Origin of the sequence: Psychrobacter sp. PAMC 21119 (assembly GCF_000247495.1) — a bacterium.
In the GTDB taxonomy this organism is placed as follows: domain Bacteria; phylum Pseudomonadota; class Gammaproteobacteria; order Pseudomonadales; family Moraxellaceae; genus Psychrobacter; species Psychrobacter glaciei.
Window position 1 is genome coordinate 1 of the sequence record NZ_AHVZ01000020.1, and the last position, 15,262, is coordinate 15,262.

The window sequence follows — 15,262 nt, forward strand, 5'->3', positions numbered from 1 at the left end:
CATGGCCACCGTATCTTTGGCTGCCGCCGTACAGCCCCGATCTGAACCCTATCGAGAAAAAATGGGCACAGGCTAAATTTCTACGCCAAGGGTGGATGGAGAATAATCTACCTAAACTGTTTCATGATATAGGCTGTATCGATTTTATAAAGACTTAACTATAATTTATCTTGGCAAAGTTTAATATCTTTGATAACAGCAGTTATAGCTCTAATATCTAAGTTTATACCGAAGCTAGACGATATTAGCTTAAATAATATTTATGAGGTCTTGAGTTCAGGTGTACTGTTTACCTTAGCTGCACAATCACTATTGTTAGGAATAATAGTATATATTTTAGTATATGAGTTCATATTTATTATAAAAGTTATTCTAAGATTAATACATTTATTTACAGATAACTTAGATGATTTTAATTCTAAAAGTAGCTTAAGATTTAAGAACTTAGTCAAAACTCTAATAAAACATGAAGACTTTAATATAGAAGAAAAATAATTATCCTCTTGTATAAGTGTTTGTTGGTTCTTTACATTCTGCTAATAGAGGTCAATGAAACAGTACTATTATAATAGGTCTGCTAGTTATAAGTTCAATGAATAAAAATATTTTCATAAATTTTATCACTTGTTTTATCGCTCACTATAATGAGCGATAAACTTAATTTAAATACTAAAAACTACTTCCCTTGAGAAACCAGTTTACGCTTCTCAATATAAGCACCGACTGGTTTCTCTCGTTATCTTATGTATAATATAAGCGCAGGCGGAAACCGTGGCTCTGTACTGAATCTATCTTTTTTTCTCGGGACGGACCGATACTTTGATATGCACTTAGGTGCTTTGGAGTCTTGGTTGATTACTTTATCCCCACTCAAACGTCGTATCGTCTACGTGATTGTGTTTGAGATTATCGCAATTATTTCCTCTACCTTTGTATTGATGAAACTAAGCAATAGCGATGCAGCAGACTCTCTACCCGTCGCGATGATGGTATCTTTGGCTGCAATCATTTGGAACTTTGTATACAACACCGCTTTTGAGACTTGGGAGGAGCGCAGGCAGATAGCAGAGCGCACGCTACTGATTCGTAGTGTCCATGCATTGATATTTGAAATCGGTTTGGTTTTGATCTGTTTGCCGTTATATATGTTTTGGTATCAGGTTGGTTTGCTCCAAGCATTTATAATGGAAGCCGCTTTACTCGTATTTTTCTTGATTTATAATTTTGTGTTTACCTTTATTTTTGACAAGGTATTTACCTTACCTTATCACTATAAGTCAGCATCTGCTTCTTAACCACAGACATAAACGAAAAAAGGGCTACCATATTGGCAGCCCTTTTTTTGATGCTATGAATAGTGAATTATCTGGTTAAGAATAGGTTCAGCCGCCAAATTGAACAGCCTATTACCCAGTTATTTTCCCTGATAAACTGGCTTGCGCTTTTCCATAAAAGCGGTAATGCCTTCTTTAAAGTCATCGGTGACTGCCATCATGTTTTGTTGTTCAACTTCCATATCAAGCGCTTCGTTTAATCCAGAAAAAGCGTGAACATTGATCATATGTTTCATTGATGCCAATGCTTTACCCGGTAATTGACTCAAACGAGTGGCAAGAGCCTGCACGCTTGCGTCTAATTCATCTGCGCTGACGACACTATTTACTAAGTCTAAACGTGCCATATCGTCTGCTTTGAGCTTATCACCTAGCATCACCAGCTCAGTGGTCTTGGCAGCACCGATTAATTGATTTAGTAGATAAATACCACCAGCATCTGGAATCAGACCGATATTGACAAAGGCTTGGACGAATTTTGCATTGTCAGCGGCGATACGGAAATCGCAAGTCAGTGCCAGATTCATGCCCGCACCAGCGACCGCACCTTCCAATTTAGCAATAATTGGCTTGTGAATATTACGCAGCTTTAAACTCACTTCAGCGACTTCACGTAGCATAAAATCCAGCTTTGCGACCAATGCCTCAGACTCCATACCGTTCTCTAGCATTTCACCGATATGACCACCACTAGAAAAATTATTATTTGACCCTTGTAGCACAATCACGCGTACGTCTGCGTCTTTATCCGCTTTATCAAGCGCATCTATCATTGCGTTTTTTAATGGCGTGCTAAAGGCATTCAGGGTCTTAGGATCGTTCATGGTGATGGTAGCGATATGATTTTCGCTTTGATACTCGACTAGAGATGGTGACATCTTGGCTTTCCTTAGTTAAATTAGCTGGGTAATAGAGGATTTAAAATAGAAGCTGAGCAGGTTTTGTAACAAATAATTCACTATTGATTACTATAGCAGCTTGCTATGATTATAAAAGCAGGTTTTGTGGGCGCTTAGGACAAATCGACAGTGTGGTTTAATTTATCTCGCTGTGCTAATTCCTTAGGAGGCCCCGATAAAAACGGCCCATTCAGAAATAAGACTATTAACTGAGTGGCTGGTGAATTATGCTAAAAGAACAGTGGAAAAAGTAAAGTGTTAGAAAGACAGGGCTAAAAAGAAAAGACAGTCATATGCTTAGGGTCTGTTGAACATTAATTTTTTAATCGATTACACAAGGAAGTTGTTATGCCAAAGATAAAAATCAATAACGCCAATATCTATTACGAAGATAGTGCCCCAAATGATACGCAAAAACCAGTCATGGTCTTCGCTCACGGGCTACTTTGGAACACTAGAATCTATGACAAACAAGTCGAGCACTTTCAGGACAGCTATCGCTGCATCGCTTTTGACTTTCGCGGACAAGGTCAGTCGCAAATTACCAAAGACGGCTACGACATGGACACCTTGGCAGATGATGCTATTGGTCTACTAGCAGCGCTCGATATAGACAGCTGTCATTATGTCGGTCTATCGATGGGCGGCTTCGTTGGACAACGCATCGCTATCAAAAAACCAGAGCTGCTAAACTCATTGACCCTAATAGATACTTCGGCTGATGCTGAAGACCCTGATAATATTCCTGGCTACAAAAAGCTCATTACGGCTATTCGCTGGTTGGGTATGAAAAGGGTGAGTAAAAAAGTCATGCCTATTATGTTTGGCAGCACTTTTTTGACAGACAAAGCCCGTAAAACCGATCAAAAAGAATGGTTGGCGATGCTCAACGGTAATCGCAAAGGTGGCGTCGTCAAAGCCACGATGGGAGTCATCGAACGTGACGCTGTCTATGATCAGCTTGATAGTATCACGACGCCTACTTTAATCATCGTTGGTGATGAAGATGTCGCTACTCCTTACGACAAAGCTGAGCGTATGCACTTCGCCATCGATTGCTCTAAGCTTGCGATAATAAAAGGCTCTGGACATACTTCAACGGTAGAAGAGCCTGAACAGGTGAATAAAGTGCTGGGTCATTTTTTGACGAGCTGTGTATGATAAATACTGCTAACTCATAATAATAAAGACGCCGTTATCATTGATTTGATAACGGCGTCTTTGGTTTTAATGCTAACTAAGCTAGAGCTCTAGGCGTGATGTGTAGCTAAAGCTACAGTCGCGATGCATAGTCACTATGACCATCATTGATGGTGCCGAATACGTCGGCACGATTGACGATTTCGGTTGCCCATGCACGATGCGTGGCAGGCTCTAGCATGGTGTTGTTGTATTTAAACACCGCTTTGGCTTCGCTATGCAATATGGCTTGTGCCTCATCTAACGTGCTCATCGGCACACAGTAGGCCTGCTGGACTAAAGCGATTTGGCTAGGATGGATGACTGTTTTGCCGACTAAGCCCAAGCTGACATCTCGGGTCAGCTCTTGCATAAAGAGCGTTGGTTGATCTAAATACTCAAAGACCGGCGCAGTGAGGTAGAAGCCATGCGGCACAAAGCAGCCAAGCAGCTGATAAGCAAGAGTACCGATAGGGGTATCATAGACAATACTGTTCTTAGGACGACGCAAGCGCAGCGCGGCAAACAAGTCATTGCCGCCGATACGTAGAGCGAAAACTGGCTGGCTAAAGGCTTCTTTAAAACCAATGGCCAGTTCTTGATTGTGATGCGGGTTAAATAGCGCAGCGGTCTCAAGCGTGGGCATGAGCAACTGATCGATGCTGAGATTCTGACAGGCCATCCGCCAGTCGGATAAGCTATACATATCGACTTTGGGCATGACGAAGCCGTCGATAAGATCTATATGAGTATAGTCTGCCAGTTGTTGCAACATCATCGGATTGCGCGGGCGTATAAAGACCAGTGGACGCGTCGGATGCTGGTTTTTTTGTTCTGACTGTTGTTCTGATTGAATGCCAGATTCTCTTGATGGATCATTGATACTATCGACGTGTATCGCCCAAGTATTGAGCAGGGTTTGCAGTCGTGTCAGTGCCAGCTCGACATCGCTGTGACTAACGGCATCTTCTAGGCAGATAATAATACTATTAATCGTTGGTAATTTATCACGCTTAATGACTTGCCAAATATCTTGGCGAGTAGCAGGCATGTAAAGGCTCGCACCCAGCTGATACGGATGATGAGTACTGGGCTTGACCATCGCATGCCGTTCAGTGATGAGATGCGCATAAGACTGAGTATAGTTGTAAAGGTTTGATTCGTTGTTTGACATAATTGGCATCGTGAATAGTGATAAATGAGTGGTTATACATGATCATAACAGACAGCTTGTATCGTTGATTCAGCTGTCTTTGCTACGCTGCTTGATAAGAGTGATGGCTTGATAGGGCAGTATTTTATCACCTAATACACTGATACTGATATTTCGCTGTGCACATAAATGTCGCAACAATACGGTATCAGGATGCTCAGCAGTGGCTAATAGGATGCGCTCAGGATCACGGCGCAATATCGCCCGTGTTGCCTCTGCAATCGTTGGCTTAATACGGTTGCGATTGGTGATAGCGTAGTCCGCTGCCAGCTTATTGATTAATTCAGCAGTTTGGTAGCGCGGCTGCTGGTAGGTTGGCAAGCACCGTGGAGGCGTACTCAATGAACGCCGTGCCGCATCAATATGATTGATAAATGCTAAGCTATGATCTACCGCGACCAAATTATCATAAAAGACGCTGCGATGGAGACCTGATTGCGGCTCGGTATATAAGCTACGCGAAATCAAACCCGAGACGGTACTGTTTAGCAGTCCCGATGGTATCAACCAATCTTCTTCACTAGCCGACAGCCAAGCAACGCCAGCGGGATCAGCAAGTGTTAAGAGGGGTATGACGGTAGTGTTATTGACAGTACCTTGATCAAAAGTGCTTTGATGAAAAATATTGGCAAAATGTACATGACTAGGGTCGCTGAAGGCTTCAAGACTCCGCGCCAATTCTTGATAAATGGCACCTTTGCCTGTCCAGCCATCGACGAATACTATCGGACTGTTTGGATAAGCATCCAGCAGCATTTGCAACGCGACTGGATCAAGCCCGCGATCTCGAATGATACTGATGCCACAATGCACGCTTGGCAAAGCATAGCTGCTATTTGGGTCTGTTAAAGCGCGCTGCAATAATACCCCAATCGGCAAACCAGCTCGCACCAAGCTGACCAATACTAATGGGCGTTCAGCGTTAACAGTTGGCTCGAAAGTATTGTGCAGTGTGTAAGCCAAGTTGGCAATATCAGTCGCAGTTCTTGTTGTGCCTTGCGTTAGCGCCTGAGAATATAGCTGCTCGTGCATCGCAGTTGGCGCGGCCTCTAAGGTCAGCATGTCTGAATAGTGCCGTTGCCCACTTTGGATCAGCGCTTCTTTTTGGCTAACAGGTACATCAGCGACCGCGTCTTTATCGACAATATCGAGCAGCACGGTCACATCGCTGGCAAGATAGCTGCCTGAGCCGTATTTCTCTAGTTTTTGAATATAAAGGTTAGTCATAGAAGGTTTTTTACTCGTATAAGCTGCTGTTGTTATAATTGTTGAGAACTAAGATGGTCATGTAGCTGACCATGGTTGGGCATACCGTACCAGTCCAATAGCTGTAGAAAAGGCAAGTCGGCTAAGCTATCACCAAAACCAAAACTGGGGCGCTGGCTGTCTAAATGATTCTCTAATAAAAACTGTACTGCATGGCGCTTGTGAACCGCATGCGGCAGTATCGCTAAGTTATTGGCATTCACATGGACATAAAAATCTTGATCAAAATTTGGTATGAGTGTGGGTAGCTGCTTGGCTAAATCGGCTAATACTTGATGATCTTTTTGCGCGTGTTTAATCGCCAAATAAATAGTGAGTTCACTGTCAATAAAAACATCGCTATGCGGGGTAAGTTTTAAGCCATTATTAGCCCCAATGTCTTCTTGGTTATGATTACCAATCAAGTCAGTCAACTGCTTTAGTTTGGCTTGTAATGGTGCAAGCTGCTCATGCATATACTGCTGCCATGCGCTTAACAGCTCACCCTCAGCCGTTAAAATAATCGCGCCATGGGTTAAGACTTGCCAACTGTAAAAAGGCAATTTAACACGTTTGATTTCATCACGGTCACGTGCCGTCACTACTATCAATTCGGTACTAGCCAACAGCCAATTAAAGAGTGAGGCTTGGCGCTGACTCATAAAGCTTAACGGTTCGCCTTGCTTATTGACCGTGGCGCAAACCAAATTTTCAGGTTCAGTAGTGGGCAAATCCCATACGTTGATTTTACGCTGGGTTTGAAATAAGGTATCGTCCAAATCCATAAGTGCGTAAGGTTTAATAATGTCGGGGTTGGCTTGGAAAAATGGCGTAGTCATAGAAACGTCCGTAAATCATGGGTTTGAAAATCATTGAATAACTTACAGCGTAGGACTCACCACCAGTACATTATCCAAATTTTGCCACAGGTCATCAACACTATCGCTTGAGGTTTCCACACACAATACGATCAAGTCCCAATCACTAGGCTCAACATTATAAGCAAAATTGGTCATACCAAGCCCATAATTATCGCTAAAGCTCAGCATCGTCGTAATCGCACCACCAAGCGCAATCGGTGAGCGGGTCAACGCACTAAATTTAACGATAGCATCTGTGTCTGAATCTGACTTTTGAGACGCTGCCTCAAGCCATTCCGCCAATAAAAACGGTAACCAAACAAACTCATTGCTGCCCAATACCAAGATTCTTTTTGGCAACTGAGTAACATCAAAGATTTTTTGATCATTAAAGATTTTTTGATCATTAAAGCGTGCAAATGCAGCCTGAAAACTTGAAAGATACTTATCAAACCCCTCTGTACTGTCTAGCGTTGGAAAACGCCCCCAGTTGCCTGTATGACCAAGCGCTTGACTACCAGCTGCGGTGGTATCGACCGATGGCATCGTGATGGGTTCAGGATTGGGTGCATCTGTCCATTGCCATGCGCCAGACAGTAAGTGATGTCGATGAAACTCAATACCCGTCAAACGATCCGCCATACGCGCAGGCTTGACTTCCTCTGTCTGCTGGTTCGTGTTTTCTTGATCCAATGACCAATCCACCAAAGTGGTGAGATGTACTTGCTTTAATTGTGTCAGCCCTGCATTGCGTAAGGCAGTGACGACATTGACGCATGTATTACCCGTTGACGCCTCATCATCGACCATAATAAGGGTTTTACTGGCCAGTAACTGCTCTTGAGCGACACTATCAGAGCTTTGATAAATTAAATGCTGGCTGGCATGACTGTGGTCTTCACAGAAAGTCGTCAGTAAAGAGTCGGCACCATTAGGATCACTATTTTCATCATGTTGCGCATGACGAGTAGAGTTCAATAGTAGCGCTTGAGGATAGCGCGTTTGTAATGCTTGATGGACGCCAGCAGATAGACCGACAGCGGTCTCTGCCATACCAATGACCAAAATTGGCGCTGGCAATTCATTAGGCACTAGGTTTGCCAAATCCGTAAAAGCATGTCGCATGGTACTGGGCGCGACTGGAATATGGCGACCTAGCACTTTTGAGACAAATAAAAATGCACGTTTGGGATTAATGCGCTGAGCAAAGCCAAGCAAGTCTTCTAATTGATAGCTGTTGTCTTTTTCTGAATCACGGTTACTTACGACCATATTCGTTTGATAAGTGAGATCAAGGGTGCCACGTGGTAGTGTGATGGTGGTACTTTGTTGCTTGTTTGACATTCATATTCCTTAACACACTTTGTTGAAGTGGCTATTTTTATATTAACTTGATTTTTTTAGATATTTTAACCTTGACAGCCCACCAGCCAAAGCGCCCCGCGACTTTGTTTACTGAGTTGCGGGGTAGTCAGCGGAGCAGTTGTGGCGTTAGATCCGTGAGCAGCACTATCCAAACTGATACCAGCGCTTGCAAGTAGGGCAGATAATAACTGAAATTTTACCGCATAGTTCATATTTTGTGCATGTTCATGGACGAGGCTGGCAGTCACCATGCCGATGACCTCGCCTGTTGGCAGTAACAGTGGACTGCCACTAGAGCCGGGCTGAATTGGTGCAGTAAACTGCATGTAACGAATGTCATCGCTTAAGCCTGTTAGTCCTGAAATACAGCCCTGCGTGACTTGTAGTTGACTACTCAGTCCTGATAGCGGAAAGCCCAAAGTGGTAATGGTTTCGCCCAAAATATCCGAGCACTGCTGCGCTAATGGCAGGTGGCAATGTAAAGGGTCGCTCACTCTAATAATGGCTGAATCGCTACCGATATCACTGAGTACCACTTGCGCCTCACGGTCAGACTGACCCTGCTGGCGTACACCAATCATTGCCGCCGATTCAATGACATGATAACAAGTCAGCAGGTGATACTCATCAATCGCAAAAGCCGTACCTGTCCACGTTTCACCAGCTTGGACTTGGCGAGGCGTGCGAGTGTCACTATTGGGCGAACCACGCTGCTGTTGCGCCTCTTGAATGAGTGCATGAGTATCTGGCGGACGAATATCTAAACTGACTTGTACTCGTTGCTCAAGGCTTGCCAGTCCTTGGGTCGAGCTTTCACCGAGCGCTCGACATTTAAATTGCCCATTGCGTTTGTAAATCTCAAACACGATAGCGGCTTTGACATGGCGCTCGCTTGCTATGAAATCATAGTGAATAGCGCCTCCGTTTAACGTCAAACTTACCTTGTGTAATTCGACAGCGGGTAAATTAATTGTCGGCTCTTGATAAGTATAAGCGATTAGTTGTAAGAAGCTAACCCCTTGCACATCAAATAAATCAGGTAAATCAAGCTGCCATTCGTGTGGCGTATCGCTATTGTCCAGCTTGGCCCAGTCTTTAGGCTCGTGCAAATAGGCGGGACTACAGACGGCTTTGCGCTGCTCATTTAGAGGTAGCCATAATAGTCCAAGTTGCTGCCCAAACCTAAGCGAATCCGAGGTCGTAAATTCAACAGTACAGCGTTCTTGAGTGATCACTGTGTTTGCGCCTAACACTAAGGTGGTCTGTGCTGTCATCGTATATATCCTAATTGATATTTTCGTGTAGTCGTACTCGCGCTGAGGCTTTATTCGTATGACTGCGATAGAAACCATATTCAGCTATGCTAAGAATTTAACTCAGATGTTATATCAGTGATTTTAGAAAAATGAATATGCTATGTGGTAAATAGTAGATGAAAAGTATAGCGTCATTTTAAAGTAAAAAACGTGTACTCGTCACAATGTTTTGCTGACAAGTTTTCGCTATTAAGGAGAATAATAAAACCTTATCTAAATCATGGTTTTAAAGAAATGAGATATCTGTAAATTAGTGAACTCATATTCCATATTATGCCTTGAGCCATCTATCGGATAATGTCACCACCTATCGGACAATGGCTTGTCAAGTATTGCTAGACTATAAGAATGTCGTGATAATGCGATCAAAATTCATTACTGTTTAGAAACCTTACTGCAGCTTACTGCTCGTAAAGAAATTTCAAAAGTAACCCCGTATCTGAGACCAACCGTTCCTGTCTTATCTTTACACCCACTTTTTATTTTTAAATATACGAAAAGCTAAGAATTACATAGCTGCGAGAAATGCTATGTTTGATAACTATGCCTATAAATCTAGCAGTTATTACAAGTAAGACGGTTTAGTCACTCTATGTTTAATCGCATAGTTAGAAAAAAATTTTACATATTGCCTTCCCATCATATTTATACGACATAACCGCTAACGAGATAGAAGCTCGTTGTCTGATTTATAGAAATGGTTTGGTATAAAAGCTTAGCAGTACTTTAGAAAAGGAGTGACTTTTGAAATTTTCTTGTGCATTAGAGACGTCTTCTGAACGCATTCGTTTGGTTAATGTTATTTCACCACTTATCAAAGCAGGTTATCAGCTCGTCTCCCAGAGACAAGAGTCATCAGGCAGTGGTGGCAACATCATTCATGTCATTGCGAGAAGTATAGGCGCTAAGACGCAAGCGGATTTGATTGATGACTTGTCCTCTATTGATGGTTGTACCTTATTTAAACTCGAAATTGATGAAGAAGATATCTCATCATCAGCACCTGTGCAAACAGGCGAGGGTGAAAAAACGACATTAGCCGCTATTGGTGCTCAATACCCCAAAATAACAGATATCGTCAGCCAATACGAGGCCAGCTTGCCTAGCGATCAGCGCGCTGCTGCACTGCATCAGTTAGGACGAAAGGTTGGCGGTGGTATTTATCAACGTGATTATTCACTTGGCAGTCCGCTAAAAATGCCAACGACAATCAGCCGAGAACTCGTACCAGCCTTGAAAGGGTTTTGTAAGGTCAAAGCGAAGAATAATGTGGTTTCTTTAATTAAATGTCCATTCTGTAAGTCATCAGACAGCAATCATTCAGGATGTCATTTTGTCATCGGTTATATCGAAGGATTTTTGGCGAGTAATCCTGCTATAGAGACAGTCCAAGTTGAGGAAACCAGCTGCGGTGCTGGTAGTACCAATATTTGTGAATTTACCATCGGGTAAACAAAATGAATCATAGACGACTCAATGTCTATATAAAACAATAGTGAGCGCATGGCGTACAGGGGCTTATTCAAGTCTACGCTAAAAGGCTCAGTTCTTATTAAATACAAAAGGCGAAAAAATGATTGAAGTTGAATATAACCTGCTTTTGGTGTTGGTTTCATATGCCATCGCAGTGTTCGGCTCTTATGTAGGTCTAAATCTTGCCATTCGAGTGCCATCTGCTAAGCCAGGATCAGACCTATATTTTTGGGTCGCGCTATCTTCGATTGCCATTGGTGGTGCTATTTGGTCAATGCATTATATTGGTATGATGGCAGTCGATATGAAAATGCCAGTTACCTATAATCTGGGTATGACAATTGTTTCGATGCTACTTGCTGTTGGTTTTGTGGCTATTGGCATCCTGATCGTAGGGCGCGGTGCGTCTAGCATGAGTAAACTGATTGGCGGTGGTGTCTTGACTGGACTTGGCGTTGCAGCCATGCACTATACTGGTATGGCTTCAATGCAGATGGAAGCTACGATGTCATACAATATTCCACTTCTGATCACCTCAGTGGTTATTGCTATTGTAGCTGCTATCGCGGCATTATGGTTGGCCTTTAACCTACGCGGTACCTTACAGCGTTTCGGTAGTGCGTTCATCATGGGGCTTGCCGTTTGTGGTATGCACTATACTGGTATGGCGGCTATGGAGATGGATGCTACTAACCATATGATGTCTATGAGTTATACGCACGATAGTGCAATCTCTTCAGCGATCATTATTTTTATTGGCTCAGCGATCGTATTGAGCTTGTTATGGGTTCTTGCATCTAAGAATGCCCCTAAGAAAGCAACGCTAGTGTTTGGCGAGTAATTCTAAGTCGTTGTTTTTAAACGTTAATGTATGATGTAAGCACAAAAAAGGTTTTTAGATGGCTATCTAAAAACCTTTTTTGTGCTTAACGATCTTGACTATCAATGAGGCATATAGTCGATTCAATTTAAAAGTAGTACAAGGCAACCGAGTGTAGATGTATATGTGATACTTCAAGCGAGGTTAACGCTGTAATACTTTTATAGTGGAATGACTGTATCCTCACTTAGTAAGTTACTCAGCGTCTGTCTCTTCAATTTTGACGCTCATCATCAGCGAGCGCACCTGGCAAGGCTTAATTTTTTGAGCAATGTCCTCTAACTGTGGCTTTGCCGTTAATCCTAGCCAATAAGCAAATCCGACTTGTGTGAGATCGATACCGCTATGCACTGTATAACCGATGCCGCCAGAAGGACGACTGTTAATCTCAAGGACACGGTGTTGACCGTCATCATCTGCCTTGGTCTGTACGCTGACGATACCATCGCAACCAAAGGCTTTAATTAATGGAATCACCACATCCATAACGTCCTGCTCGTAGCCGACATGCTGGATTTTGCCTGTTTTATGACGAGTAACGGCTGCCAGTATTTCACCATATTCGCACACCACATCGATAGAGTACTCTTGCCCTGATAAGTAAGGCATCAGCAGCATCGGAATAGGGCGCTCATGTATCATTTGGCTATGAGTGTAGGCATTCACAAACTGCGCGGTATTGATTTTTTTCTCTTCGGTAAAGTATAAATGCTCAAAGCTATCGTAATGCTCACCATCGTCTTTGGCCAAATCTAGCCGCCAAAAGCCTTGTGCAAAAATGCCGGTGACTGGTTTGACGCATAAAGGCTGATGACCATGCTCGCTAAGTAAAGCCTCAAGCTCAGCAGTATTGTCAAAGCGCCAAGCGTCTGCCACCGGAATATTATGGGCATGGCACTGCTGCATAAAGGCAAATTTATCATCGATACACTCTAGCGCTGCGACGCTGGTTGCTCCTGTCAATAATCGAATGCCAGCAGCACTAAATGCCTCACGCTGCGCTTCATAGTCGATACCATTACGACCAGTCAGCAATACTTTTACGTTGTGTTGTTTGGCTTGCTCTAAGACAAATTGCCAGCGCGGTGTGATGGGTTCAGGTATGATTTGCTCATCACTGTCGAGTAGGGTCTTGGATGGCTCAATATATGTGCTGTCGGCAAACTCAAAAATTTCAGGTCTGTCATGGCGGTGTGACGCTATAACATTAAAGGGCGAGTGCGCTTGTGCTTTTAGGGCTTGCAGGCTGGCTAACATATCACGCTGGCTAGACTGACCTTCTGCCAACCAAGCGGCAACGGGGGTCATAGAAAGGCTATCGTTAGCAAGGTTACTCATAATTCTCTCAGCATTATTATCAATGTTATAGGTAAGTGTTATAGGTATTAGATAACCGGGTGTGATTGTCGCACGTTTCTTACCAAGATGGTCAATACTCATCCGTTGCCAAAAAAACCACGCTGCACCGTCATTCATAGCAAAGTCTATTATATAGAAATGCTACGCTCTAGGGCGTGTCCTCATTTAAAAAATGGCGATGAAAATGAGATAAGTTGCAGTCAGGCAAGGAAAATAACGCAGATGATATCGAGATATTAGTCAGCTATAGTCAGAGCACTTTTAAACCGCTACGGTGTTATCCGTCCTAGATGTACTCAGTGTACTATCTGCGGTCGGTCGCCTTGTAGCGATTCTAAAATTCCTTGACTATATTTGACATTGTTTGGCAAAATTTAGCTATTTTTAGCCGATTTAGATAACCATCGATTGAATTGAGAGCACGCCTTAGTGTGCTGATTAAAAATCTGACATTATCCATGCTACTATACGACGATAGTGAACATAAAAAACGCTAGGGCGTGTTGAACATTCACAAATAGGCACTGCTGATCGCTAAAACTGCTCCAAACAAGGCGTAAAACGACGGTAATGCTAGTGCCTTAACTAGGTTTACAACGCAGTATGGGGAAGTTTTAGCATCAGCTCTAATATCAACAGAGGGAGACAGGACTATTTTTTGCCACTTCATTGTTAAAAATAGACGCTTAGAATAACTAAACTTACTGTTTTTAACGTCGAACTGTCTAAAAAATAGTCTTTGTCAGTGCCATGGTTGAACGTTCAACACGCCCTAATATAATAAATAACTCAAAGGATATATGATGAGCCAGAACCAACCTCAAAAACTGATTGCTGGTGCCAATGCGCCACTACCGACGGACAGTATTAGCATTCGAATTTTAAGTCAAAATGCCATCGATTGTGCTGCTTATCGTTTGACCACTGACGGTAAAGTGCGTGGTGATGGCGATATGATATTTTATGGGCAGACGCGTAGTGATGACGGCAATGTCAGTTTCCGAGGTCACGATAGTGACGGATTTTTTGATATTAATTTAGCAGCGCAACCGGCGGATATTGATAAAATTGCCTTGGCATTTTCTAGCGCGCAAGCCTTGGCGCAAATCGGTGATGTTGATATCCAAGTATTGCAAGGCAGTCAAGTGCTGATGACTTGTCAGCTTAGTAGTGCTGGTCGTAATGAAAAAGCCATTATCCTTGCAGAATGCTATCGTCGGCAGGGCAGCTGGAAGTTTCGATTTATTGCCCAAGGTTTTGAAGGCGGTCTGAAGCCGTTGTCTGAGCATTTCGGCGTTGAAATCGCCGATGAAGCACCAGCTCAGTCCTCATCTCAAAACAACAATCAGGCTCAAAATCAAAACCAGTCACAGGGTCAGTCTCAACCTATCAATACGCAAAGACCTATTAACACGCAAAAGGTGGGCAGTGCCACTCAAGCAAGTACGCCGCCACCGATTCCAGCCAGTCCTTCGATTAATTTAAGCAAAATCACCTTAACCAAAAATCAATCTAGCATTAATCTTAAGAAGCGCGATGACTTTGGCAAAATCTCTGTCAACCTAAACTGGAACCAACGTCCAGATATGGATAAGCAAGCACCGAAAAAAGGCTTGTTGGGTGATCTGTTCAAGCAGCATAAAGCGGGCGGTATTGACCTTGACGTAGGGGCGATGATTCATCTAAAAAATGGCGAAAAAACCCTGATTCAAGCCTTAGGTAATCGCTTTGGCAGTTTGCAATCAGCACCTTACGTCTGTCTGCGTGCTGATGATAGGACAGGACAAGTGAGTGGCGGTGAGTGGCTCGATATCAATGGTCAGCAGTGGTCGCAAATTGAGGAAGTATTTATCTTTGCCTTCATCTACGAAGGTGCGCCGAATTGGGCAAAAACGGATGGGGTAGTGACCATTCATGTGCCTGATCAGTCGCCGATTGAGACGCGCTTAACAGAAGGTACAGGCAACTTGCCAATGTGTGCCATTGCGCGTTTGGTCAATCAACAAGGCAGTATCAACGTTGAACGTATTAACCAGTACTTTAAAGGCCATCAAGAAATGGATAAAGCCTTTAATTGGGGCTTTAGCTGGAAACGTGGTAGTAAGTAAGTGCTTGAATAGCACCCCTTAATACAAATAA

At 43.2% G+C, this 15,262-nt stretch carries 12 protein-coding genes; 5 read left to right on the forward strand and 7 right to left on the reverse strand.

Annotated features, from left to right (window positions below; genetic code table 11):
* The first annotated feature begins 851 nt into the window (after nucleotides 1-851).
* The gene (locus tag RH96_RS07905; RefSeq protein WP_194620095.1) at nucleotides 852-1,295 is read left to right on the forward strand and encodes a PACE efflux transporter; all 444 of its coding nucleotides are present in this window, start codon (nucleotides 852-854) and stop codon (nucleotides 1,293-1,295) included.
* Between the two features lie 119 nt (nucleotides 1,296-1,414).
* On the opposite strand, the gene RH96_RS07910 is transcribed toward RH96_RS07905, so the two are convergent.
* Nucleotides 1,415-2,212, reverse strand: a complete 798-nt coding sequence (locus RH96_RS07910) for an enoyl-CoA hydratase/isomerase family protein (protein WP_010199538.1) — start codon at nucleotides 2,210-2,212, stop codon at nucleotides 1,415-1,417.
* A gap of 369 nt (nucleotides 2,213-2,581) precedes the next feature.
* Here RH96_RS07910 and RH96_RS07915 point away from each other — a divergent pair, with 369 nt between their 5' ends.
* Entirely contained in the window at nucleotides 2,582-3,394 is an 813-nt protein-coding gene (locus tag RH96_RS07915) for an alpha/beta fold hydrolase (protein ID WP_010199539.1), read from the forward strand.
* 112 nt (nucleotides 3,395-3,506) lie between these two features.
* Here RH96_RS07915 and RH96_RS07920 read toward each other — a convergent pair whose 3' ends face one another.
* The 5 genes from RH96_RS07920 to RH96_RS07940 all read right to left on the reverse strand — a co-directional run bounded on the left by RH96_RS07920 (nucleotide 3,507) and on the right by RH96_RS07940 (nucleotide 9,369).
* Nucleotides 3,507-4,586, reverse strand: a complete 1,080-nt coding sequence (locus RH96_RS07920; protein WP_010199540.1) for an HpcH/HpaI aldolase/citrate lyase family protein — start codon at nucleotides 4,584-4,586, stop codon at nucleotides 3,507-3,509.
* Nucleotides 4,587-4,655: 69 nt separating this feature from the next.
* Nucleotides 4,656-5,852, reverse strand: a complete 1,197-nt coding sequence (locus tag RH96_RS07925) for a cysteine protease StiP domain-containing protein (protein WP_010199541.1) — start codon at nucleotides 5,850-5,852, stop codon at nucleotides 4,656-4,658.
* A gap of 32 nt (nucleotides 5,853-5,884) precedes the next feature.
* A complete protein-coding gene (locus tag RH96_RS07930; RefSeq protein WP_010199543.1) occupies nucleotides 5,885-6,709 on the reverse strand; it encodes an HAD hydrolase family protein in 825 nt (274 codons plus the stop codon).
* A gap of 42 nt (nucleotides 6,710-6,751) precedes the next feature.
* Complete coding sequence (locus RH96_RS07935; RefSeq protein WP_010199546.1) at nucleotides 6,752-8,074, reverse strand: phosphoribosyltransferase domain-containing protein; 1,323 nt, start codon at nucleotides 8,072-8,074, stop codon at nucleotides 6,752-6,754.
* A gap of 65 nt (nucleotides 8,075-8,139) precedes the next feature.
* Entirely contained in the window at nucleotides 8,140-9,369 is a 1,230-nt protein-coding gene (locus tag RH96_RS07940; RefSeq protein ID WP_010199548.1) for a S1 family peptidase, read from the reverse strand.
* A 786-nt stretch (nucleotides 9,370-10,155) separates the two neighbouring features.
* On the opposite strand from RH96_RS07940, the gene RH96_RS07945 reads away from it, so the two are divergent.
* Both RH96_RS07945 and RH96_RS07950 read left to right on the forward strand, forming a co-directional pair.
* Complete coding sequence (locus tag RH96_RS07945; protein WP_010199552.1) at nucleotides 10,156-10,863, forward strand: WD repeat-containing protein; 708 nt, start codon at nucleotides 10,156-10,158, stop codon at nucleotides 10,861-10,863.
* A 121-nt stretch (nucleotides 10,864-10,984) separates the two neighbouring features.
* Nucleotides 10,985-11,725 carry an MHYT domain-containing protein gene (locus tag RH96_RS07950; protein WP_010199554.1) on the forward strand — a complete coding sequence of 247 codons (741 nt, stop codon included), beginning with the start codon at nucleotides 10,985-10,987 and terminating at the stop codon, nucleotides 11,723-11,725.
* A 234-nt stretch (nucleotides 11,726-11,959) separates the two neighbouring features.
* On the opposite strand, the gene RH96_RS07955 is transcribed toward RH96_RS07950, so the two are convergent.
* Nucleotides 11,960-13,240 carry an ATP-grasp domain-containing protein gene (locus RH96_RS07955; RefSeq protein WP_010199556.1) on the reverse strand — a complete coding sequence of 427 codons (1,281 nt, stop codon included), beginning with the start codon at nucleotides 13,238-13,240 and terminating at the stop codon, nucleotides 11,960-11,962.
* A 686-nt stretch (nucleotides 13,241-13,926) separates the two neighbouring features.
* On the opposite strand from RH96_RS07955, the gene RH96_RS07960 reads away from it, so the two are divergent.
* Nucleotides 13,927-15,231, forward strand: coding sequence for a TerD family protein (locus RH96_RS07960; RefSeq protein WP_010199558.1), 1,305 nt, complete (start codon nucleotides 13,927-13,929; stop codon nucleotides 15,229-15,231).
* Nucleotides 15,232-15,262 lie beyond the last annotated feature (31 nt).